Annotated in this window: 18 protein-coding genes and 1 pseudogene; 7 read left to right on the forward strand and 12 right to left on the reverse strand. The window is 72.8% G+C overall.

What is annotated here, in order from left to right:
* Positions 1–13: 13 nt before the first annotated feature.
* A complete protein-coding gene (locus tag AB0M08_RS15690; RefSeq protein ID WP_364493050.1) occupies positions 14–670 on the reverse strand; it encodes a uridine kinase in 657 nt (218 codons plus the stop codon).
* Positions 671–674: 4 nt separating this feature from the next.
* Complete coding sequence (locus AB0M08_RS15695) at positions 675–1466, reverse strand: helix-turn-helix transcriptional regulator (protein ID WP_364493052.1); 792 nt, start codon at positions 1464–1466, stop codon at positions 675–677.
* An 81-nt stretch (positions 1467–1547) separates the two neighbouring features.
* Between AB0M08_RS15695 and AB0M08_RS15700 the strand changes: the two genes are divergently transcribed.
* Complete coding sequence (locus AB0M08_RS15700; RefSeq protein ID WP_364493054.1) at positions 1548–2699, forward strand: acyl-CoA dehydrogenase family protein; 1152 nt, start codon at positions 1548–1550, stop codon at positions 2697–2699.
* A 36-nt stretch (positions 2700–2735) separates the two neighbouring features.
* On the opposite strand, the pseudogene AB0M08_RS15705 reads toward AB0M08_RS15700, so the two are convergent.
* The 4 genes and pseudogenes from AB0M08_RS15705 to AB0M08_RS15720 form a co-directional block, all read right to left on the reverse strand.
* Positions 2736–2933, reverse strand: a pseudogene (locus tag AB0M08_RS15705) (RNA polymerase sigma factor); the annotation flags it as partial.
* 285 nt (positions 2934–3218) lie between these two features.
* Positions 3219–4142, reverse strand: coding sequence for an STM4015 family protein (locus AB0M08_RS15710; protein WP_364493056.1), 924 nt, complete (start codon positions 4140–4142; stop codon positions 3219–3221).
* 94 nt (positions 4143–4236) lie between these two features.
* A complete protein-coding gene (locus tag AB0M08_RS15715) occupies positions 4237–4788 on the reverse strand; it encodes a thymidine kinase (protein WP_364493058.1) in 552 nt (183 codons plus the stop codon).
* Positions 4789–4887: 99 nt separating this feature from the next.
* Positions 4888–5448: a DinB family protein gene (locus AB0M08_RS15720; RefSeq protein WP_364493060.1), complete on the reverse strand. Its 561-nt coding sequence runs from the start codon at positions 5446–5448 to the stop codon at positions 4888–4890.
* Positions 5449–5498: 50 nt separating this feature from the next.
* Here AB0M08_RS15720 and AB0M08_RS15725 point away from each other — a divergent pair, with 50 nt between their 5' ends.
* Complete coding sequence (locus tag AB0M08_RS15725) at positions 5499–5978, forward strand: GNAT family N-acetyltransferase (protein ID WP_364493062.1); 480 nt, start codon at positions 5499–5501, stop codon at positions 5976–5978.
* A 74-nt stretch (positions 5979–6052) separates the two neighbouring features.
* Here the strand turns inward: AB0M08_RS15725 and AB0M08_RS15730 are convergent, their stop codons facing one another.
* The 3 genes from AB0M08_RS15730 to AB0M08_RS15740 form a co-directional block, all read right to left on the reverse strand.
* On the reverse strand, positions 6053–7327 hold the full coding sequence (locus tag AB0M08_RS15730) for a DUF6745 domain-containing protein (protein ID WP_364493064.1): 1275 nt from the start codon (positions 7325–7327) through the stop codon (positions 6053–6055).
* Between the two features lie 12 nt (positions 7328–7339).
* Complete coding sequence (locus AB0M08_RS15735; protein WP_364493065.1) at positions 7340–7657, reverse strand: hypothetical protein; 318 nt, start codon at positions 7655–7657, stop codon at positions 7340–7342.
* A 160-nt stretch (positions 7658–7817) separates the two neighbouring features.
* Positions 7818–8294 carry a GNAT family N-acetyltransferase gene (locus tag AB0M08_RS15740; protein ID WP_364493067.1) on the reverse strand — a complete coding sequence of 159 codons (477 nt, stop codon included), beginning with the start codon at positions 8292–8294 and terminating at the stop codon, positions 7818–7820.
* Positions 8295–8401: 107 nt separating this feature from the next.
* Here AB0M08_RS15740 and AB0M08_RS15745 point away from each other — a divergent pair, with 107 nt between their 5' ends.
* The gene (locus AB0M08_RS15745; RefSeq protein WP_364493069.1) at positions 8402–10687 is read left to right on the forward strand and encodes a hypothetical protein; all 2286 of its coding nucleotides are present in this window, start codon (positions 8402–8404) and stop codon (positions 10685–10687) included.
* Positions 10684–13680: a hypothetical protein gene (locus AB0M08_RS15750; protein ID WP_364493071.1), complete on the forward strand. Its 2997-nt coding sequence runs from the start codon at positions 10684–10686 to the stop codon at positions 13678–13680. Before AB0M08_RS15745 ends, AB0M08_RS15750 begins: the two co-directional genes overlap by 4 nt.
* Positions 13681–13749: 69 nt before the next feature.
* Here AB0M08_RS15750 and AB0M08_RS15755 read toward each other — a convergent pair whose 3' ends face one another.
* Positions 13750–14403, reverse strand: coding sequence for a TetR/AcrR family transcriptional regulator (locus tag AB0M08_RS15755; protein ID WP_364493072.1), 654 nt, complete (start codon positions 14401–14403; stop codon positions 13750–13752).
* 55 nt (positions 14404–14458) lie between these two features.
* Between AB0M08_RS15755 and AB0M08_RS15760 the strand changes: the two genes are divergently transcribed.
* The gene (locus tag AB0M08_RS15760; RefSeq protein WP_364493074.1) at positions 14459–15337 is read left to right on the forward strand and encodes a 2-dehydropantoate 2-reductase N-terminal domain-containing protein; all 879 of its coding nucleotides are present in this window, start codon (positions 14459–14461) and stop codon (positions 15335–15337) included.
* Between the two features lie 1190 nt (positions 15338–16527).
* Positions 16528–16815 carry a hypothetical protein gene (locus tag AB0M08_RS15765; RefSeq protein WP_364493076.1) on the forward strand — a complete coding sequence of 96 codons (288 nt, stop codon included), beginning with the start codon at positions 16528–16530 and terminating at the stop codon, positions 16813–16815.
* Between the two features lie 96 nt (positions 16816–16911).
* Here AB0M08_RS15765 and AB0M08_RS15770 read toward each other — a convergent pair whose 3' ends face one another.
* A complete protein-coding gene (locus tag AB0M08_RS15770; protein ID WP_364493078.1) occupies positions 16912–20040 on the reverse strand; it encodes a CHAT domain-containing protein in 3129 nt (1042 codons plus the stop codon).
* A 51-nt stretch (positions 20041–20091) separates the two neighbouring features.
* Positions 20092–21255 (reverse strand): helix-turn-helix domain-containing protein, encoded by a 1164-nt coding sequence (locus AB0M08_RS15775; RefSeq protein WP_364493080.1) that lies wholly within the window; start codon positions 21253–21255, stop codon positions 20092–20094.
* Positions 21256–21350: 95 nt separating this feature from the next.
* Between AB0M08_RS15775 and AB0M08_RS15780 the strand changes: the two genes are divergently transcribed.
* A complete protein-coding gene (locus AB0M08_RS15780; protein ID WP_364493081.1) occupies positions 21351–23567 on the forward strand; it encodes an aminotransferase class III-fold pyridoxal phosphate-dependent enzyme in 2217 nt (738 codons plus the stop codon).
* Positions 23568–23569: the final 2 nt, after the last annotated feature.

Genomic DNA, 23569 nt, shown 5'->3' on the forward strand with positions numbered 1-23569 from the left:
CGGGGCCCGGCCCTCACACCAGGATCCGCGGGGCGTCCACGTCCGCGTTGTCGATCAGCACGTCGGCCCGCCGCCGCGGCGAACAGGCGGCGTAGTAGATCCGCTGCGCCCCGACGTACCGCCGCATGCTCGGGTGATCCGGATCGGCGTTCGTCCCGTCCCGCACCGCCATCCGCCGCGCCGTCACCGCGAACGGCACGTCCAGGAAGACCGACAGGTCCCACACCCCGGCCAGCTCGTCCCGGTGCAGGAAGAGCCCGTCCACGATCAGCACGGTCCCCGGCGCGGCGCTCAGCGGCTCCGGATCCAGCACGGCGTCGCTGACCAGATCGTGCCCGACAGCCCGATAGCGCCGGTCCCCTTTCGACCCGAAGGGCTCCAGAACATAACTATAAAACCTTTTATAATCGTACGAATCCTCCCAGAAGCCGTTCGGCGACTCCCGCCCCTGCCGATAGCGCACCGCCCGGACATGGTGGAAGTCGTCCAGCGACACGTGCACGACGGGGCGGCCGTCCGCCCGCACCGCCGCCGCAAGCTCCCCGGCGAACACGCTCTTCCCCGATCCGTCAGGCCCGTCCACACCCACCCGGGGACAGCCGCCGTCACATAACACCGGAATCCGCCCGACGACACGGTCGATGACATCCCGCCGCACCGTGCCCACCATCCGCTCAGGATCCCAGTACGGCCAGCGCCTCGGCCGTCCGGGAGCCCGGCTCGGCCTGGTAGACGACGAGCATCTGGTCCTCGTCACCCGCGACGAGGAACTTGTCGTAGTGCAGCTCCAGCTCGCCCACCCGGGGATGCCGTACGTGATGGATCCCGGTCGTCGGGCGGGCCACCACCTCGTGCCGGCCCCAGCAGCGGCGGAAGACCTCGCTCGCCGCGGTCAGCTCGTCGACCAGCTCGGTCAGGCGCGGATCAGCGGGCTCGGCACCGGCCGTGCCGCGCAGGATCGCGATCAGCGCGCGGATCTCGGGCGACGCGGCGAGCGCCGCGGCGGCCGGGTCCAGCAGGACGGCCCGCAGCAGGTTGACGCCGGGCGTGTAGAGCGGTGACAGCGCGGTCGCCAGCCGGTTGGCGGCGAGCACGTCCAGGTAGCGGCCCTGAATGAACGCGGGCGTGTGCTCCCACGAGTCCAGCAGCCGGATCACGCTGGGGCGCACCCGCTCGGGCCGCGACGGGCGCGACGGGGCGAACGCCAGCTCGTGCAGGTGGGTGGCCGCCGCGCTGTCCAGGTCCAGGGCGCGGGCGATCGCCTCCAGCACCTTCGCCGACGGGTTGCGGTCGCGGCCCTGTTCGAGGCGGGTGTAGTACTCCGTGCTGATCCCGGCGAGGAACGCCAGCTCGTCGCGGCGCAGGCCCTTCACCCGGCGGTGGCCGTTGACCGTGATGCCCATCGCCTCGGGCCTGGCCTGCTCCCGCCGGGCACGAAGATAATCGCCGATCGGGGTGCTCGCCACGCATCGACGATACTGGCCCTCGTGGCACCCCCCTCAGCGGGGACTGGTTGCTTGCGCCCGGTCCGTGTGAGGCTGCCCGCCATGATCAGAAACGACCGTCTTGACGCGCTTGTCGCCGGGTTGCCGGACCACGAGGCGGAGCTGGTGTCCACGGCCTCCTCGCTCGCCGCCACGCTGAACGCCGAGCACGCCGACACGCTGCGCAGACTCCCCGAGGAGACGGTTGCGGGGCTGCGCAAGGCGGGGCTCTTCCGGCTCGCGACGCCGCGTACCCTGGAAGGAACGCAGGCGGGATCCCGCGCGGTGACCGCGATCGCCGCCGAGGTCGCGCGGGGTTGCTCGTCGGCCGCGTGGGTGCTGACCGTCTACTACAGCGGCGGCCTCGCCCTGGGCCTCTTCCCCGAGGCCGTGCAGCGGCGCGTCTGGGAGGCCGACCCCGACGCGACGGTCTGCGGCTCGTCCGGCACGGGCGCCCCGGCCCGCCCGGTCGACGGCGGCTACCTGATCAGCGGCCGCTGGGGCTGGGCCTCCGGCGCCCACCACGCCGACTGGATCGTCCTCGACATCGTCCGCGCCGCCCCGTCCGACGCCATCGGCTCCCCGGCCTCCCCCACCGCCCGCGTCGCTCCCGCCGCCGGCTCCCCGGCCGATCGTGGGCTGGCGCTGGTCCCGATGCGTGATCTGCCGATCGAGGACACCTGGCACATGGCCGGCATGCGCGGCACCGGCAGCGACACGGTGATCGCCGACGACGTCTTCGTCCCGCACGACCAGGTGCTCTTCCTCTCGACGCCCGGCCTCCCCCGCCCGCAGGGCCTGGACAGCACGCTCGCCGGCCCGCTCCTCGGCATGGGCATGGCCGTTTACGATCACGTCCTGCCGCTCCTGCGGGAGCGCGCCGCCACCGTACCCGCCCTCCGGTACGCGATCGCCGACGCCGCCCTGCTGATCGACAACGCGGTACTCCAGGCGTCCCGATCCGCACGCCTGGTCGACAGCGGCACCCGGCTGACCCCACTCCAGGAGGTCCGCGTACGGATGGACGGCGCCCTGGCCGCACGCCAGATCCGCCGCTCCGCGGAGAGCCTGCTCGACGTGGCCGGCGCCGCCCGATTCGCCGACGCCAGCCCGGCCCAGCGCATCTGGCGCGACCTGAACACCGCCATGCGCCATCCCGTCTTCGTCCTGGAGCTGATCCGCGACCGCTACGCCCACCTCCTCCTCGCCGACTGACCCGGAGAACTCCGGCCCGGCACGGCCTCCGGGCGCCCGCGCGATCTCCGCCACGGTCAGACCACCGACCATCCGCAACGCCAGGGCGACTCGCGCCTCCATCCCCGGCGCCGGATGACAGCGGGTGAGGAGCAGCCGCAACCGGTCGTCCTCGATGACGCCCGCGGCCGGGCCGGCGTCGTCGTGCAGCAGCCGGGCCTCCCGGTGTTTCCCGTCCCGCCGGCTCTCCCCGCGCTCACTCCCCGCGGTGCGCGGCCGCGATGACCGGCTCCCAGCCGTGACCCTGCTGGTCAATTCTGGACCGCCCGGGTGGGACGCCGGATCCCGCGGCGAGTGCCCGTCCGAAACACGCGCCGCCCGCGGATCGTCGATTCCGTCGGCCAGGTTTCGGTCGGCCAGGTTTCGGTCGCGAGCCCGCCGGGCGGCCGTGCCCGCAGGCCGGACGGGTCGGTGGCGTTGTGGCTGGAGTCGGGGAAGGGCCGCGATCTCCGCCCCACTCCGGCACTCGCCGGAGGAAAACTACTCGGAGACGGCCGTGTACCGCCCCCACTCCTCTTCCTCCTGCTCGTCGGAGACGTCGACCGCGACGCCGGGCAGCTCGTCGACGAGACGCTGGGCCAGATCCGGCGACATGAAGTGGTGGCTGAGGTCCAGCGTCTTCAGATGGGTCAGCGGCTGCCCCGTCAGCAGCGACTCGCCGCCCACGTCACCCATCACCCCGAACGACAGGTCGAGGGAGCTCAGCCGCGCGACCACCGGTGCCGCCGCCACCGCCGCCGCGACCTCGTCGGCGATCTCCGCGTTGCGCAGGCCGAGGTGGGTGAGGGCGGGCAGCGCGCGCCCGGCCAGGATCGGGGCGAGGTCGTCCGCGCGGGCGTCGCCACCGTACTCGTCCACGCCGAGCCAGAGCTCCAGGTGTGTCAGGTTCGGCAGGTCGCAGGCCCCGACGGCGCGCACCACCGTGGCGGGCAGCCCACCCGACTGGAACACCAGCTCGCGCAGCCCCTCGTGCCGCACCGGGCTCAGCTCGAGATCCTGCGCGCCACGGATCCAGAGGTGCTCCAGCAGCGGGAACGCCTCCAGGACCGGTGTCACGTCACCCTGGTGGATCCAGGAGATCTCGCACTGCTCGCCGCTCAGCTCGCCGATGAAGAGCGCGCGGAGAGCCGCGAGGCGGGACGCGTGGCGCAGGAGTAGCCCGTACGGGAAAGGGGTGTCGTAGGCCGAACCCCACTCGCCGATGATCAGGGCGGTCGGCCCGGACGGACCGGACCGCTCCAGCATCCGCTCGAAGGCCGCCTCGAACTCCTCCTCGGAGGCCTCGAAGTCCTCCATGTCGATCCGCCAGGCGACCGCCGCCGGATCGGCCGGCCTCGCGTCCTCGTCCTCCGACTGCACGACGGGCAACCCCGCGAACGTCGTCAGGAAATGGTGGATGGACACCGCGGACCCCCTCGGCCGTAGTTCAGGTGCCGAGAACGTAGCAGCCACCACCGACACTTTCCGGCGGATCGAGGATCAGGGCAGGGACCACGAATCAGGGCAGGACCACGCACCGGCGGCAGCGGGCCTCGTAGGTGTACGTCCCGTCGTCCGGCAGCGCGGTCGACGGCGCCAGCTCCCGGATGAACGGCTTCCCGTGCTCCAGCACCTGGGTGTGCGTGGCGTCCAACGACCGGCACACGTCACAGACCGCCCGCCGGTAGATCACCTTCTCCGGCGCCAACTCGAACAGCGCCCGCACCGGCCCGAACAGCTGCCCCCGGTGGTCCAGGTCGATCCCGGCCACGACCACCTTGATCCCCCGCCGGACCGCGACGCCGAGCTCCGCTATGTCCGCCACGGTGAACATGTGGATCTCGTCGACGCCGATCCACTCGATGCCCTCGCCCGCCACCCCGGCCAGCGTGTGCACCTTGACCGTCTCCAGGCTCCCGCCGGAGCGCGAGGTCACCGCGGTGTCCCGCCCGTGCCGCGCCGACTGGTACACACGATGCGGGATGCCGGCGTGCTGCAGCGGCGACAGCAGGCTGATCATCTCCAGCGACTTGCCGCCCTTCATCGGGCCGAGGATCACGGTCAGGTCCATCCGCAGAACCCTGCCATCCGCCCCCGGCGCCCGGCCATCACCCACCCGTCCCGAGACACCTGCCACAAGACAGATCAAGTTCCTTCCCCCGTACGCCCATCACTGCCCCGTACGCCCGTCGACGCACTCCCGGAGCAGATCGGCATGACCGCAGTGCCGCGCGTACTCCTCGACCATGTGGATCAGGATGTCCCGAACCGTGGTCTCGTCCCCGTTCGGCAGCACCACGGTCGCGCCCAGGTCCGTCGCGGTGTCGAGCCACGCGTCGGCCGCCGCGACCTGGGCCTTCCACGTGCCGAAGGCGTCCTCGACCACCGCGGGATCGGCCACCGCCCCGTCGAAGTCGACGTCCCGGCGCTCGGCGGACCAGTAGATCTGCGGCACCTCGCCGTTGCCGCGCAGACACCGGTGGAACCAGTGGTGCTCCACCTTGGCCAGGTGCCGGACCAGCCCGAGCAGGCTCATCGTCGACGGCGGCACCGAGCGGGTGGCCAGCTGCTCCGGGGTGAGCCCGTCACACTTCATCCCGAGGGTGAGCCGGAAGTGCGTCAGGTATTCCCGAATCGTCGCCAGCTCCCCGACCGGGCTCCCCATCCCCCGCGGATCCTCCTCGGGCCGCGCCCACATCCCGCCGAATCCGACCACGTGCTGATCTGTCATTCTCGATACCTTGGCCCACCCGGAGCCCTCGGCCAAGCGATTATGTCCCGATGAATCCGACTGTTCGTCCCGCGACCCCGGCCGACGACGCATTCCTGCTGGCCACCCTGGGCGACGCGTTCGGCGGCACCCGGATGGCCGTGCACGGCGAGCTGCTCGACGCCCGCGGCGACGCGGCGGCCATCGCGTGGCGTGACGATCGCCCGATCGGCCTCCTCACCTACCGCGACGACGGCACCGGCGGCTGGGAGATCCTCGCGCTGGCCGCCGCCGAACAGCGCTCGGGCGCCGGCACCGCCCTGCTCGCGTGGATCCGCGACCTGGCCCGGCACCGGGCCGTCACCCGCCTGTGGCTGATCACCACGAACGAGAACGTCGACGCCCTGCGCTTCTACCAGCGCCGCGGCTTCGACCTGGTCGCCCTCCACCGCGACGCCGTCACCCGCGCCCGCGAGCTGAAGCCGTCCATCCCCTTGGAGGAGGACGGCATCCCGCTCCGCCACGAGCTGGAACTCGAACTCCGCCCCTGACCACCGCCCGCAGCCGGGCACCCCGGAAGCCGCGCCTGCCGGAAGCCGCGCCTGCCGGAAGCCGTTCGCCGGGATCAGGTCTGGATCAGGGGCTGGTACTCCTCCGCGGTCAGGCCGAACGTCCACGCCACACCCTCGCGGGCCGTCCTGGTCCGGGGTGGGACGCGCAGCCAGTACACCCGGCTGGTCCCGTCCGGCTCCGGGGTGGCGTTGACCACCTCCACCATGACCAGCGGCTCGTCGCCGTCGAGGCTCAGGTACCAGAGCGTGCCGGTCTCGTCCGTGTGCATCGTGCGGGCGTCGGCCTCGCGCAGATACCGCTCGTACCCGAAGTGCTCCAGCATCACCCGGCGGATCTCGGCGTTCTTCTCCCGGCGGATCCGGGACACGGTCAGCGACGGCAGCTCGGCGGCGAGCTCGACCGGGATCGGCATGCCCCGCCAGGCCCAGAGCCCGTACCCGTCGGCGAACTCCATGGCCGCGCCCTCGCCCCGGTGCAGCCGCCCGACGTTGTCCCGGGCCAGCGTCACCGGGCGCTCGGTCACCACCGCGACCCGCTCGTTCGCCCACCACCAGCCGGTGTGCCGGGCCACCGTGGCGAGCCCGGTCAGCCCGCTCATCAGCCCGGCCCCGGGACAGAGCCGGTCCGCCGCCTCGAAGGTGTTCAGCCAGGTCCCGTCGTGCTGCCCGTAGATCGCGTCGAGCACGACCATCCGCACCGCCCGCCCGTCCAGGACCGGCCCACTCGCGCCACGGCCACCCGCCGCCTCACCACCCGCGCCACGGCCACCCGCCGCCTCACCACTCGCCGCCGGACCGTTCGCCGCACGGCCGTTCGCCGTCGGGCCGGGGTCGCTGGGCAGGTCGGCCGCGAGGTCCTCGCCCAGCCGGAGCCGGAGCCGCGCCGCGATCAGGTCCATCACCAGGGCCCAGGAGCGCCGCCCGGCCGCCGCGCTGAGCTGGGCCCAGCCGTCGTTCCCGAGAGCCGCGGCGGCCGCCTTCCGTGCGGCGGCCCAGGGTTCGGTACGCACCTGCCGCCGCACCGACGCCCCGGCCACGTCGCCCGGTGTCCACCCCTGTCGCAGCAGCTCGGCACGCACCTCGGCGAGCCAGCCCGGCGCCTCGTCGCCCACCTCCCGCCCGGTGAGCAGCGCGACCGCCGCGGCACCGGCGCGTGGCGAGCCGAACCGGTAGACGCGCTCCGGAGCGGGCAGCCCGGCGAGCCGGTACGCCTCCCGTACCCCGGAAGCCGCAGTTTCATCGTCACCCGGGCCGGTCTCGACCGCCGCGGCCAGCCACTGGTCCTCGACGGCCGCGGCCATCGCCTCCTGCGCGTGGGTCAGCCTCATCGTCGCTCCCCCTCAGTCCGCGACCGGCCGGAACGCGCCCGGGATGTACTCCCGCTGGCGGATCACCCGGTAGTGCCCGCCCGGCAGCGAGATCGGCCCGTGCTCCTCGTGGGTGACCCGCCCGTGCGCCGGCACCTCGACGAACATCCGCTCCGGATCGTCCACGTCCGCGAGCAGCCGCAGGCCGGGCCCACCGACGACGTGCGCGTGCCCGGTGGCCTCGCCGCGCGCCAGCACCATCCGCCCGCGCCGGTCCCGTGGCACCGGCACACAGTCCGGCACCGCACCCGCCGCCACCGGAACGAGCAGCACATCCCCTTGCCGGTACATCGGTCCTCCCCCGACCTCGTCCTCCAGTCGACGCGAACGCTAGTCCGGGGGTACGACACTTTCGCCCGCCCGCACCCGGAGGTGGTGCACCGGCCAGACCCGGCGCGCACGGCCCTGGCTGACACACAGCCAGAACAGGGAGAGCCGAATGGGCGTACCGCTAAAGGGTTTTCCGCATCTGTTGAGTGATCACCGAGAAGCCGGCGGAGGAGTAGAGCGCGATCGCGATCGTGTTGGTGCCGAAGACATTCAGTTCCAGGGCGGTCGCGCCCGCCGAACGGGCCGCCTCCTCGGTCGCCGCGACGAGCGCCCGCCCGAGCCCGGAACCCCGATGTGATTCGCTGATCTCTATGTCATAGAGGTACGCGCACCCGAGCACGCCCCGCGGATGACCGAGTCCGATCCAGACCTGCCCGACCGGCGTGCCGTCGTCCAGAACGCCCTTCAACAGCAGGTGCCCGGGCGTGGACAGACCCTGGGGGAGCAGCGCGTCGTTGCCCTCCCGGGCGAGCCCCAGCGCCTCCCCGGAATCCCACGTCCCGGCCTCGATCTTCGCGTCGGCGAACGCCCGGTCGAGGTGAGCGCGCCAGTCCTGGAATTCGGTGTCGGTCATCGGGCGCAGGGTCAGCGACGGCATCCCCTGAGGATGCCACCCCCGATCGAGTGGAATTGCTTGGTTCTGTTTCGGAGTGGCCGGGAGGATGGGCCGGGGCTACCCGGATACGGAACCGCGATGGGGGGCGGATGACCGAGCGACAGCGTATTTCTCGCCTTCTTGACGAGGCCGTCGAGCAGGAGGGATTCGTCGCCGATCACCCGGCGCGACGGTACGTCGACCAGCGGGCGCTGCGTGCCGTGGAACGTGCGGCGGCCGCGGTCAGGCAGGTGGCCGCGGAGCCGGTCCGGGTGGGGCTGGCCGGGGAGTTCACCACCGGGAAGTCCGTGCTGATCTCGGTGCTGCTGGGCCGCCCGGACCTCCTCCCGGCCAAGCGGCGGGCCACCACCGGGGTGATCACGGAGATCCGGCCCCGGCTGACCGGCACGCCGGGCCCCGATGTGGACGCCGAGGTGCACTATCTGGACAGCGGCGCGGTCGCCGCGTACCGGGAGCGCCTCGTCGAGGAGCTGGCCGCCGAGGCCGCCCGGCGCGGGCTGGCGAAACCGGACACCGGCGACTGGGACGCGCTGACCGCCTGGTGCCGCGACACGCTCTGGCCGGTGCACGGCATGCAGGACACGATCCGCGAGCTGATCGCCCTGCGGGACGCGGTCCGGGTGCACGGCCGGGTGATCGGTTCGCCGCCGCAGCGGGCCGGCTGGGAGACCGTCCGCGAGCACCTGCTGACCATCGCCGGCGACAGCGGCGGCGAACCCGCCTGGGCCGGCCCGCCCCCGGGAGCGGGTGCCCCGGTCAGCCGCCTGGTCGACCGGGTGGTGCTGACCGTCGAGGTGCACCCGGCCAACTGGCCGCTGGACCGCGACCGGCTCGGCGACGACGTGGTGCTGCTGGACACCCCGGGACGCGGCGCCGCGCCGACCCGGGTCCGCGACGCGATGCTGCTGGAGCGGGAGTTCCCCCGGCTGGACGCGCTGGTCCTGCTCTCCCAGCCGATAAAACCGGACTCCGCCGCGATCGGCGAGATCCGCCGGGACTTCTCCCGGGCCGGCGGCAGGCACGAGATCGCCGTGGTCAACATGTTCGACCAGCTCACCACCTGGGCCACCGACCTCGAGTCCGGCTTCGGCCCGCTGACCGAGAACGATCTGATCGGCCACGCGGACCACGAGGATCTGCACGCCGCCTGGCAGACCGCGGTGGGCGGCGGCGACGGCGACCGGGTCGCGCTCACCTCGGTGGTCACCGCGTGGGCGCTGCGCCCGTCCGGCCCGCCGCCGGTGCCGCTGCCGCAGGGCATCGACGAGGCCGGCTGGCGGACGATGCTCTGCCGGGGCGCCTCGGCGTGGCGGGCGATCGCGTCCCGGGTGGAGCCGCAGACCGGGGTGGCCACCGCGCTGACCGAGTTCGGCGCGGACGGCGGGCTCGGGCGACTGCGCCGATTGATCACCGAGCAGGCCGCCCGTAACGGCCTCGACCGCAAGTCCGAACGGCTGCGGCAGCGGGTCGCCGAGCTGACCGCGCTGGTCGAGCAGGTCCGCGGGCAGCTGGTGGGCTGGCAGGCCACGGCCGCCGACGATCACGACCGGCAACGCCAGGAGCTGCGGCAACTGCTGCGCGGGACGGCGCGTGCCGAGTTGCGGCGCACCCGGGACCGCTGCGAGGTGGAGGTACTCTCGACCCGTTTCACGATGGCCGACGGGCGGACCGGTCTCGCGGTGGTGCGCGCCCAGGCTCTGGAAGCGGTCTTCGCCTGGCCGATCTGGGACGTGCTCCAGGGCAGCGTGATCGCCGAGGAGCAGCGGGTCCGGCTCGAGGTGGCCGACGTGCCCCGGATCACCGACGAGCTGCTGGAGCCGTTCGAGGAGACCGTCGAGGCGGTGCGCGCCCGGGCGGTGGCGACCGCGGACGCGATGGTGGGCCACTGGCTGGACCGCCGCAACACCGAGCTGGCCCCGCATCTCGACGAGGCCCGCCGGGTGATCGCCGGCTTCGTGGACCGGCTCGGCGACGGCCATCAGGAGGTCCGGGTCTGGTGGAGCCGCGCGCTGCAGGCCAAGTGGCTGAAGAAGCTCGGCGCCGCCATGTCCGCTCCGGATCAGCCGAAGCCGCACGAGTTGTTCCCGTTGCGGGCCGGCGTGCCGCTGCCCTGGGCGCTCCCGGACCGGCATCAACAACATCAGATTCAAATTGCCCGCGTACGCCACGAGTGCGCGCTCGCGGCCGAACGCGCCGCCTGCACCGCGCTCTACCTGCGGCTGGAGTCCCGCACGCAGGCGATCCGGGAGGCCCTCGACCCGATGATCAAAGTGCCGCGCGTCGACGACTTCCTCCTGACGGCGTACCCGATGGATCTGACGCCGCCCCCGCCGGAGACGCACGACGACCTGGACGACGACGGGGTTCTCCTGTGACCGCATCGCTGCAGCTCAGCTTCGCCGTCGACGGCGCTCCCGGGGACCCGGCCGCCACCCGGCTGCACCTGCCGGTGGAGGAGGGCACCGTGGTGCTGCCCGAACTGCTGCTCCGGCCGACCGGGCATCCCGTCTACCTCTACCAGTTGGAGTGCCGGGCCGAGGACGCGCCGCCCGCGCTGGCCGAGCAGATCGGCGGACTGTGGAACGCCCGCGAGGTGATGGTCGGTCCCCCGGGGCACACCCTGCCCGGCGGGGTCCTGCGGGTCGGGGACGCCGAACAGATGCAGGTCACGCTGACCGCCTCGATCCGGTCGAGCGACCCCGGCGCGGCGAACGGGTGGGCCGCCGAGACGGTGCCGCTGCGCCGCTCGATCGCGCTGAGCTGGACCCCGTTCGCCGTGCCGGCACCGGGGACGAAGGAGCCGGGCTACGACGGCCTCGCGGTGATCGATTTCGGTACCAGCGGCTGCACGGTGACGCTCTGGGACACCCGGGTGGCGCCCGATCCGCTGCTCCCGGCCAGCCAGGCGGTGCAGCTCGAGGCCGCGCTCGCCGGCCTGCCCGACATCGCGGCGCCGCCGTGGCTGGCCGACGCGTGGGCGTCGACCTGTGCCGAGGTCGTCCGGCAGCGCGATCTCTACGTGGCGCTGGAGGTCCTCGAGGACCGGGTGCGCACCGCTCCCCCGGCGTACCGGCAGTGGCTGATCGAACGGCTGCACGAGCTCTACGCCGCCACGTTCGGGTCCGCCGCGCTCGAGCTGTGGAGTCTCGTACCGGTCCAGCTGCACGGCTCGGCGACCGAGATCCCGAGCATCATCACCGTGACCGGTACGCCCGGCGCGTACACCGTGGACGTCGGCGGCTTCGCCGGTGGGGACATCACCCTCCACGGGCTGAAGCGGCACTTCGCGGCGCTGCCGTCCCGGGAGCTCGCGGCCGCCGGGTTCGACACCGACGAGGTGGTGGCCCGGGCGGTCGCGTCCCTGCTGGACCGGACCAACGCCTTCATCCAGCGGGCCCGCCCCGACGACCCGCCGCTGCGCAACCGCGTCCTGGTCACCTATCCGACCTCGCTGCCCGGTGCCGCGCGTACCCGGTTGAAACGCCTGGTGGCGGCCGCGACCGGGCTGCCGGTCGCGGAGATCAACACCCGCTACGACGAGGCGATCGCGGCCGGCTTCTACTTCGCCATGCGCGACCTGGGCAGCTCCCCCGAGCTCGGCGTGGACGCGCTGCTCGCCCGGATGCACACCAGCACCGGCTCGGACCGGATCTGCACCGACCACCTGCTGGTCGTCGACATCGGCGGTGGCACCACCGACATCGCGCTGTTCAAGCTGACCCTGCGCGAGGTCACCGTCGACCTGCCCGACCTGCCGCCCGCCCAGCGCGGACGGCTCTTCGAGTACAGCCCGGACCTGCGCGGCAGCAGTGGCCTGGCGAACCGCGGCGGCGACTACCTGACCTGGTGCGTCTTCCACTGGCTCAAGGCGGCGCTGGCCTCCGCCGATCTGGCCGGGCGTGAGCTGGGCTTCCTCAGCGGTGGGCAGGCCTGGCCGCAGAACGCGCCGATCCCGCCGTGGCGCGACGAGGTGGAGCGGATCGTGCCGACCCGGTACCGGGAGAACCCCGATCGGCGGGCCGCGTTCCGGGAGCTGTGGGCGATCGCCGAGCACGCGAAGATCGAGTACCTGGGACAGGGTGAGGACTTCACCGGCTCCTTCGGCGAGCTGGGCCCGGTCACCCTGACGGCGGACGGGTTCGACGCGATCGCGCGTACCGCGGTGGCCCGCCTCGCCGAGCTGGCCGTCGCCCTGGTCCGCAGCCGGTTCACCAGCCCGGACGACCAGGTGGACCGGCTGGTGCTGGCCGGTAAGGCGAGCGGCCTGCGGCAGGTCCGCGAGGTCTTCGAGGAGGAGTTCGCCAAGGCGTTCGCCGCCGACCCGGACCGCCGGTGGGATCCCACGGTGCTGCGCGTCGACCCGGCCGGCGCGAAGAGCGCGGCCTCCACCGGCGCCGCCTGGGCGGAACGGATGCGGATCCTGGCCAACCGCCCGGAGCGCGCCGCCGACGTGATCCGCCGCGGCGGCCTGGACATCCGGGTCGACGTGGACAACGTCTTCCAGACCCTGCCGGCCGCGTTCACCCTGGTCCGCGGCGCCCGCCCGGAGACGATCTTCCAGGCCAACGAGCCGTTCCGCGCGGGCCCCGGCGACGAGCGGCTGCTCTGGGCCGACCTGGACCAGCTCCCCGGCCAGGTGGTGGTGCACCGGGTGATCGACGGCAGTCTCCCGGCCCGCTGGGGCAGCTACAACGTCGCCAACACCGCCGAGCAGCAGGCCTACGCCCCCGCCATGCCCTCGACCGAGAACGATCGCTCCGACGATGCCTGGCTCGCCTCGGTCGACGCCCGCTTGGAGATCAACACCGAGCTGGACCTGACCCTGCACCTCTGGCACACCGGACCGGAGAACGAGTACGCCCGCCGCCCCGTCCACGTCCTGACCGACACCGGCGTCGACCTGCCCGCCACCGGCGACCGCCTCGACCAGGCCGCCCGCATCCGCCTCCCGATGGGCAACGCCAGCGGACAGCACAGAGACAAGACCGTTTTCCCGTACGCCGCCAAGGGCTGGACACATTGGTTCGTCCACGGCACCGGCGTCAACGCCCGCCGGTTGCGCGGCCTGCTCAGCCCCGAGCCCCTCCCGGTACCCACCGAGACCGGCTGGACCTTCCGCATCACCGACGGCGACGAGGCCCCGCACACCGTCCTGTGGCGCCGCGGCGGCCCGGCCGCGGAGTCGGGCTCGTGGTTCGCCGCCCTCGACGAGACCGGCCAGCTCCGGGTGGTGCGAGGCCACCCGCCGTACCTGACGACATCCACGCTGGCCGAAATGGACCGCCACCCGGGCGCGGTGCTCTCGGTCCCGATGGACGGCCGCAGCCGCGAGACCGACTCCGCCGACCCCCACAACGGCGACCAGTGATCCGCTGACCGGACGGCCCGCCACCCGCCGCCCGGCCGCCCGGTCAACGGCGCGCTGCCGGCCGCACGCTCATCGCGCCGGCCCGGTCGGGGGTGCGCTCATCGCCGCCGCCAGGAAGGTGAGCGCCCACCGCCGGTTCGCCTCGCCCGCGGCCGGGGGCTGAGTCCGTCCCCCGATACGGTCCACGGCCATCACCGCGAGGATCCCCCGGGTCCGGAAGACCAGCTCCTCCGGGGTGATCCCGGGCAGCGCGCGCGTGAATGCCGCCAGATAGCGGTCCTGAACGGCTTCCTCGGCGGCCCCCATCCAGCCGTGCATCTCCTCCGCCGGGTCGACGAGGATCGCCACGATCAGCCGGGATCGTCGCGCGCTCCCGGCCTCGCCGCCGCTCCCGCTCTCGCTCCCGCTCTCGCCGCCGCTCTCGCTCTCGTCGTCGAACAGCGGCCTCGCGAACGCCTCCACCAGCTCGGCGACCGACGGCTCCGGAACGCCGTCGAGCAGTCGGTCGAGGGCCGCACCCTGTGCCGCCGTGATCGGTTCGATCACCCGCCGCCCGACCGCCGCCATCAGGTCCGCCTTCGACCCGAAGTGATAGCCGACCGCCGCCAGGTTCGCCCCGGCCGCCTCGGTCACCGCCCGCACCGAGGTCCCGCTGAATCCGCGCTCCGCGAAGAGCCGCTCAGCCGCGTCGAGGATCCGGGTCCGGGTGTCGGTCTGCGCCATGGCTGCGTACTCTAACGTACGATCGTTTGAAACGAACGTTTGAATGAGGCCCACCATGAAGATGCTGTTCTACGGCGCCGGGGTGGTCAGCAGCGTGCTCGCCGCCCGCCTGCACGAGGCCGGCCAGGACGTCACGCTCCTGGCCCGGGGTGCGCGCCTGACCGCCCTGCGCGAACACGGCGTGCGCCTCGCGCCGGGATGCGACGCGGCCGTCCGCAGCGTCGGGGTCCCGGTGGTCGACCGCCCGGCCGACGGCTACGACCTGATCGCGGTCCCGGTCCGCACCCACCAGGTGGACGCCGTCCTGGAGTCCCTCGCCCCGGTCTCCGGCGACGTGCTGTTCCTGCTCAACTGGGCCGCCGGCGCCGCACCACTGGACGCGGTCCTCGGCACCGGCCGCACCCTGCTCGGCTTCCCCAACGTCGGCGGCACGATGGACGGTGACGTGGTCCGCCACCGTCCGCCCGGCTTCCTGACCCGCCGCGTCGCGATGCCGATCGGCGAGCCCGACGGCCGCCCGACCCCACGGCTGGCCCGGATCGTGCACACGTTCCGCACCGCGGGCCTCCGGGCGAAGCCCTCCCCCCACATGGACGCCTGGCTCCGCACCCACGCCGCTTTCGAGGTCCCGCTCGGCCGCGCGGTGCACGCCGCGGGCGGCCCCGCCGCGCTCGCCGACGACCCGGCCGCCCTCCGCGCGACGATCCACCACATCCGCCGGAGCCTCGCCGCCCTGCCGGCGCCCCCGGCCCCCCGCACCTTCGGCGCCCTGCACACCATCCCCGAGGCCGTCCTCGTCCCGGTCCTGCGCCATTTCCTGCGCAGCCGGACCGCCACCCACAGCGGCCTCAGCGACACCTCCCCCACCGCAGCGGCCGAGTACGACCACCTCATCGCCCAGTTGCACGCGGCCACGGAGACCACCCGCCTCTGACCACGACACGACCGTCAGCGCCCCGCCCCGTGGCGGCGACCCCTCGTCCCGCCGCAGCTCGGCGGCCGACGCCATTCAGACGAAGACGATGTCTCCCGGTTCGGGAGGCAGGTCCGGCGACCCGTGACACAAACCCGGCAGACCGGGTGAAAACCATCAGGCTGGCTCAGCACCGCCGCAAAGGTTCCCAGAAACGCATTTTCTACACTTTAAATAGAAAGTATAACTATCGTGACTTAGACCCCATATAGCTGAGTACCGGATGGCCTCTCATGAACAACGATGTCGGTCCCGAGCCTGTACCCGTCACGGCGCGAGGCCGCGCTTCTGTTCCAGAACTATCGACGCCATCGCCCGCTCCCGAGCGATGGCACGTTCCGAAGCTGGTCTATCGGAGCCTCCTCGGTATCGGTGCTCTGGCTGGGGCGATCGCCACTATCCTGGCGCTGCTTCCACCTGGCGACGCGGAGGACGCCGCCACGCTGCAGTTGTCGATCGTCCAGGGTGTACCTCTCAGCGAGTACCAGAATCGCTCGAACGACTCGCGGTTCAGCCACGCCGGCATGTACCTGGAAGCCCTTCCCTCAGCCACAGCCCGGGATCCCGCCAGCGGCATACCGCCGAATCATCCGGACACCGACGGACTCCGCCCCTATTCACACAGTGGCGGCCGGGATCACGGGGCCGGCCCTGGTTCCGCCCCGACCCGGCCTGTGACGGGAATCCCGCCCGTCGGTGGCCCGAGTCCGACGCCACCAACGGTGAAGGCGGCGGCTCCGTCCGCTGATGGTCCGATCGCGGCTCCGCCGTCGTCGAGGTGGCACGCTCAGGCAGCCAACGGTCTGAGCACGGCTCCTTCACCGTCGAGGCGGCGCGACCAGGTGAGCGGCGGCCCGAACTCGACTCGATCGCCGTCCAGGAAGGGCAGCCTGTCCACCGAAGGCACGAGACCGATCCCGTCACCATCGTGGGCGTCGCGGATGCCTTCCGATGCTCCTTCCGGCGGAGGCACCAGCCCATCGTGCTGCCCGGCGAGAGCTGAGGTTCTGGGCGAGACTCTGCTGCTGGAGACCACGCCTTCGGGAGAGACTCGGAGAATCTCCCCCGAAGAAGCGAGAGACATCGAGATTTCCAGGCTCGAGAGCCTACTCGAGTCCGGCGAGACCCGCCGGGGGCGCGACGGGAAGCCGGTGGGCGTCGAGGTCAGCGCAGAATTCGATCTTCGGGGATTACGGGGCGAACCGATCAGCCTGTTCTGGAGCGTGGTACGCCCGAACGGGGGCGAGCGCCTCTCCGGCCGATGGCGCGACCACAATCTCGGATTCCAGCTATTACCCGGCAGCGATCACGCCACCGGGAGTAAGTCATTCTGGGTTCCTCTGCCGAAGAGCCGAAACGGATCTTTCATCATTCAGGCCAGCCTGATGGCGAAAGGCGCTGTCGCGCTGGCCTCGGCAGAGACCGAGGAGTTCTCCTGACACTCCAGCGTCATCATCGGGCATCCAGCGAGGGGAGACACCCTCGCTGAGCCCGATAGGACGAGGCCGGCGCGCGGCACACGCATCTCGTGTCGGTCAGCGGCCCAGGTGGACGAAGGCGGCCCAGGCGTGGTCGGTGCCGCCGCCCGCCGTGGCCAGTTCGGGCGGCATCTCCGGCAGCCCGGCACCCGCCGGGTCGAGCATGGCGAGCTGGGCCAGCCGGAGCGCGTCCGCCGGTGGGTGGCCGGAGACCGTCAGGTGGTGGTGGAGCGCGTACATCAGGCGGGCCGTGTCCGGGTCCGGGACCGGCCAGAGCGAACCGAAGACCGTGTGCGCGCCGCCCGCCAGGAAGGCGGTGGCCAGGCTGACCGCCTCGTCGTGCTGGGAGCCCACGGCGCCGGTGGAGCACGCGGAGAGGACCACCCGGTCGAGGTCGAGACCCGCGGACCGGGCGTCGGCGAGCAGCCGCAGCACCGGCAGGTCGCCGCCGGCGAGGGCGAGACGGGCCTCGGCCGGGCGGGCCGGGTCGACGTGCCCGTGGCAGGCGAGGTGCAGCAGCGACGGGCCCCGGCCGGGCGTGGCGATCCAGTCGAGTACGTCGGCCGGGGTGGCGCGGTCGAGCAGCGTACCCCCGGGGTGGAAGTCGCGGTGGACGGCGCGGGCCTCGGCCACGGCGTAGGGCAGCGGCGGGGTGCTCGCGGAGTCGCCGACGATCAGCGCGGACCGCGGCGGGCGCAGCGGCCGGCCGGCGGTGGCGCAGAACATCCGGGCCGAGACGTGGTACGACACGACGAGGCGTTCGATCGCGTAGTGCCGTCCGGTGTGGTCGTCGTGGCGGGCGGCGTGCCAGGGAACCCGCCCGAGCATCCCGGTCGGCACCAGCACCAGCCGGGCGGGCCGCCGCAGCCGCCATCCCCCGGCGTACTCGACGAGCGCCTTCATGCAGGCCCGCCACGCCCAACGGCACACCCGGTCGAGCGCACCGTCCCCGTCATCACCGTGGTCGGGGCCGAGATCCCGCGCGACGGAGGAGGAAGGCCCAGGATCCCGCACGACGGAGGCGGAACCGCGCAGCATCGGCACCTGACCCGGGTCCAGATCGGGCAGGGGCAGGACCGCGACGGGACCGGCCACCGGCACCACCACGGCCATCCCGGCGCAGGCCTCGCCGGCGGGCACGAGGTACACGAGCGCGTCCGACCCGGTCGCGGTCAGCGCGTGCCGGATCTCGTCCGGTTCCGGCGTGCCGAACACCTCGGAGCCGGCGGTCAGCGCGTGCAGCGCCCGCACCCGCAGGTTGTCATCGGGTGCGCCGCCCGCCCCGCCGTTCGCCCGCCAGGCGGCCGCCAGCTCCGGATGCCCCGCCCCGGCCAGCCGGTCCGGCATGGACCGGGAGGCCGTCGCCGCGTGCAGGGCCAGCCCCCGCCCCGCGTCCAGGACCGCCACCAGATCGGCCCCGGCCGCCCGGTCGGACCCGTCGGCCCGGGCAACGCCGCCGGCCAGGTCCGACACACACCAGCCCGCCACGGTACGCACATGCCGCGCCACCCAGACAGCCGACTCGAGCGCCCGCCCGGTGTCCGCCTGGATCATCGCCGCCCACGTGTACGCGAGCAGCCCCGAACGCCCGGCGGCCCGGCTCCCGGCGAGGTCGGGTTTCGCCCCGTACCGCAGGCTCATTCCGTGCTCCACCGCCAGCTGGGGCCAGAGCGCGTGATGCGGCCCGCCGGCCAGCGCACACGCCGCCGCGAGATGCCCGGTCGCCCGCTCGGCCGCGCCGTGGTCGGCCCGATCCCGGCGCGCCACCTCCAACTCGGCCACGCCCGCGTTGTCGCAGGCCGTGATCCGCAGCGCCGGGTAGTCCTCCGGGATGTGTTCGAGGATCTCTGCCGAGACGACCGCGAGCCGCCGCAGCGCGACGAGATCACCCCGCCCCGCCGCGTCGCGAACCTCGGCGAGCAGGGCACCGAGCCGTCCCGCCGCGTCGAGCGGAGAGGTGGGCGCGCCGCCGTCCGCGACCGGGGCCCCACCGCCGAGCAGCCCGGCGAGGAGTCCCCGCATCGTGACCGGCACCTGATCATCCGCGGGCAAACCGTCAAGAGCCTTCTCCAGTACGGCCTTCGCCGCCGCCTCGTCGCCTCCCGAGGCGATCCGCTTCGACTCGCCCGCCGCCTCGATGATGGTGGCCAGGCTGCGCATCGCCGGGTCGGCCGCGGCACGGAGCTGCGCGACGGCCTCGGCGAGCGCGGCCAGGTCACCCTCCAGGACGGCGCGGTTGGCCCGGGCCAGCGCGAGGCTCTCGGTGAGGTTCGCCCGCCGGCCGTCGGAGAAGCGGTCGCTCGCGGCGAACCGGCCGGCGGCGGAGACACCGCGGTCGAGGTCGCCCTCGGTCCCGGCGATGCCGTCCAGCTGGGACCGGGCGGCGTCCAGTTCGGCGCGCAGGTGCGGGTCGGGCAGCTCGACGTCCCGGTACCGGTCGACCAGGTCCCGGACCAGGGTGAAGTCGTGCGCCCGGTCCTCCCGGACCGCGGTGCCGATCTCCACCATGGCCACGGTGCCGGCCAGCAGCGTCTGCATGGGCACCGAGACGTCGCCGGGATCGTCGAGCAGTTCCCGGCCCCGGTCGGCGTACACCCGGAACCGCTCCGGGGTGAGCCGGCCCTCGTGGTACAGGCCGAAGGCGGTCCGCAGCTGCTCACGGACGATCTGGCAGCGCATGTCGCCCTCGGGGTCGCGGCTGCTCGCCGTCGCGAAGCGGCGCAGCGCCTCGGCGAGGCCGTCGGCGTCCCCGGTGGCGGTCGCGCCGACCAGGTGGATCCAGCCGGACAGGTACCAGGAGTCGGCGTCGTCGAAGGCGCCGGTGGCGATCGCGGCGAGACGCTCGGCCTCCGCGATGTCTTCCGGCGCCCGGGTACGTTCGGCCCGGTAGGTGAGCAGGGTCCCGCAGAAGTAGGCGGCGCCCGGGTCGTCCGGTGCCACGCCGAGAACCTCCCGCCAGAGGCCGATGGCGCGGTCGGCGTCGTCGAAGTGGGTACGGTCGGCGTCCCAGCGGGCGTGGTACGCCATCGCGAGCAGCCGGGCCAGGGCCTCGCCCCGGGGTGCGCGCTCGCCGTCCCGGATCAGCGCGTCGAGTTCGGCCGTGCCGGCGCTCTCGCCGCCGGTCAGCCGTTCCCACCAGCCGTGCAGGGCGGCGAGGGCCGGGTGCGTGTCGTCATTCTCAGTCATCGCCCGGGACTGGCGGACGGCATGGACCGAAAAGCGGAGTAGTGACCGGTATCAGACACGGGGACGGGTGGAGACCAGGACCAGCTGGAGTTCGAAGCGGGCCGCAGGGTCGTCCAGGTCGTCGCCGAGCAGGTCGCGCAGGCGGTGCAGGCGGTAGCTGACGGTCTGCGGGTGCACGAAGAGCTCGGCGGCCACGGCCGTACGGGAACCCCAGTGGCGCAACCAGCTCTCCAGGGTGAGCAGCAGCTGATCGCGCTGGCCGGGGCGGAGTCCCGCCAGCGGCGCGAGGCGCCGCGCGGCGAGCACGGCCAGCGCGCCCGGCTCGCCCCGCAGGGCCAGCGCGGCGAGGTGGTCCTCGACGAAGACCGGTTCCCGGCCGGTGCCGAAGCCGGTGCGCTCGGCCAGCAGCACCGACTGGGGCACCTCGGTCCACGGCGCGGGCGGGCCGACCACCGCGCTCCGGCCGCGCAGCGCCTCGGTGAGCGCGGCCCGGTCGGTCCGCGGCCCGGCCCGCAGCAGCAGCACGGCGTCGTGGCCCCGCTCGGCGACCACGCCGTCGGTGGCGAACCGGAACCGGGCGTCGCGCGCCTGGTCGGGCGGCAGCAGCACCGGGACCACGGTGTCCAGGACCGGCCAGCCGATCACGGCGGCGGCGTCCCGGGCGGTGTCCGGCGAGGCGCCGCCGCGCAGCAGCAGGTCGGCGACCTGACGGCGGCGCCGCTCCCCCTCGCCGGCCTGTTCGCGCAGCTGGCGGGCGAGTCCCTCGGTGCAGGCGGTGGCGAGCTCGTCGACGTAGGCGCTGGTCGCGTCGGAGAGGTCGATGATCTCGTCGACGCTGACCTGGCGGGACTCGGCGAGCGCCTGCGACGCGGCCCGCAACATCAGCCGGGCGGCGGTGCGCAGGGCCGCGAGCAGCGTCTCCGGCCCCCGGTTCTCCCGGGCCTCGGCGGCGCCGAGCGCCACGAAGACCTCCCGGATGCCGGGCGGCAGCGCGGGTTCGCCGGTGCCGGCCAGGTCGATGAAGCGCTCCAGGGCGACCTGCACGGCGGTCCGCACGTCGCGCTCGAACTTCTCCCCGCCGGAAGCGGCGAAATCGGGCAGCGTCTCGGTGACCGCCCCGGCGATCGACCGCACGGCGTCGGGCAGCCGCGGTCGCATGGCGCCGGCCAGGTCGGTGGGGAGACGACGCCAGGGCGTCGCCGGATCGGTGGTCATCGCCCGCGATTTTGTCACCGCGTTATAAACGTACGGCCTCAGATTGCTGCCGTCACGACGGTGCTTCGCTCGGCGTTCCGCATGACGATGACACCGTGAAATATCAGATGTCCCGTTCCCACGTCGTCGAGATGTGCCGGACGATGCTCGACCGCGGCTACCTGAAGGCCACCGAGGGCAACGTCTCGGTGCGCATCCCGGGCCACGAGCTGTACGCCGTCACACCGAGCAACTACGACTACGACAAGATGCGGGTCGAGGACGTCTGCATCGTCGACTTCAACGGCAAGCACGTGCCGGACGAGGGCGGCGCGGGTGGCCTGGTGCCGTCGATCGAGTGCGGGATGCACGCGAACATCTACCGCGAGCGCCCGGACGTCAACGCGATCGTGCACACCCACCAGCCGTACGCCTCGGCGCTGGCCTTCCTCCGCAAGCCGATCCCGGCGCTCACCGACGAGCAGGTGCGCTTCCTCGGCAAGGAGGTCGCGATCATCGACTACGCGCCGTCGGGCACCGGCTTCCTCGCCAAGAACGTGCAGAAGAAGGTGAAGAGCGGCGACAACGCCTTCATCATCGCCAACCACGGCGTGGTCGCGGTCGGCACCGACCCGTCGCGGGCCGTCTTCAACATGGCGCTGCTGGAGAAGGTGTCGATCGCCTACCTGATGGCGCTGACCTCGGAGGCCGGCAAGGTCTACACGATCCCGGACACCATCCGCGAGATCGCCTTCTCGAAGCTGAAGAAGGACGAGAAGCGGATCGCCTCGCAGATCGTCGACGCCGTGGAGCCGATCCGGGTCGCCGAGGACGAGGAGCTGCCGTCGGTCGCCGACGTCCCGGAGATCGCGGCGGAGACCGAAGAGCACGGCTACATGATCAGTGAGTACCTCGACGTCGAGGACACCATGCGGCGGCTCAAGGCTCTCGTCGCCCAGCCGGTCCGCGGGCTGCGGCACGACGCGCTGCTCGACGTGCTCAACTACTTCGAGACCAAGTGCACGGCCAGTAGGGAGATCACCGACCGGGCCAAGAAGCGCATCCCCGGCGGCGTCCAGCACAACCTGGCCTTCAACTACCCGTTCCCGCTCGCCATCGATAAGGCCGAGGGCGCGCACCTGACCGACCGGGACGGCAACGTCTACATCGACTTCCTGCAGGCCGGCGGCCCGACCATCCTGGGCAGCAACTACGGCCCGGTCAACGAGCAGGTCGCGGCGGTGGTCAAGGAGAGCGGTCCGGTCACCGGCCTCTTCCACGAGTACGAGTTGAAGCTCGCCGAGATCATCAACAGGTACATGCCGCACATCGAGATGTACCGGTCGCTCGGTTCCGGCACGGAGGCCGTGATGGCGGCGGTCCGCGCGGCGCGGGCGCACACCGGCAAGAAGATGGTCATCAAGGTCGGCGGCGCGTACCACGGCTGGTCGGACACGGTCGTCTACGGGCTCCGGGTGCCGGGCAGCTTCCGGATGAACGCCAAGGGCATCCCGTGGGGGGCCACCGGGCGTACCCGGGAGGCCTTCCCGCACGACCTGGGCACCCTCAAGCGCAAGCTGATCGAGAACCGGCTGCGCGGTGGCACCGCCGCGGTGATCGTCGAGCCGTTCGGCCCGGAGTCCGGCACCCGGCCGGTGCCGCACGGGTACAACGCCGCGGTCCGCAAGCTCTGCGACGAGTTCGGCGCCCTGCTGATCTTCGACGAGGTGGTCACCGGCTTCCGGAGCGGCATGGGCGGCGCGGCCGGCTACTTCGGGGTCACCCCGGACCTGACCGTCTTCGGCAAGGCCGTCTCCGGCGGTTACCCGATGGCCGGCGGCGTCGGCGGCAGCACGACGGTGATGAGCGCGTTCGGCTCCGGGCTGGACGGCAAGAGCGGCGCGCACATCCAGGTCGGCGGCACGCTCTCGGCGAACCCGCTCTCCTGCGCGGCCGGGTACTTCGCGATCCAGGAGATGGCCCGCACGAACGCGCCGGTGATCGCCGGGCGGGCCGGTGACCGGCTCACCCGGGGCCTGCAGAAGCTGATCGACAAGTACGGTCTCCCGTACGTCGCGTACAACCAGGGGTCGATCGTCCACCTGGAGTGCAGCGGCGTGATGCTGCTCGACATGCGCAACCCGGTCAAGCTGCTCAAGGAGAACAAGGGCCGCAAGGTGCTGATGGAGCAGATGGGCGCGGCGTACGCGGCGCACGGCATCATCACCCTCGCCGGGTCGCGGATGTACACCTCGCTCGCCGACACCGACGAGGTCATCGACGACGCTCTGAACCGGTTCGACCAGGTCTTCGCGCTGGTCGAGGGGGTCTGACG

Source organism: Actinoplanes sp. NPDC051851, assembly GCF_040681165.1.
Lineage (GTDB): Bacteria > Actinomycetota > Actinomycetes > Mycobacteriales > Micromonosporaceae > Actinoplanes.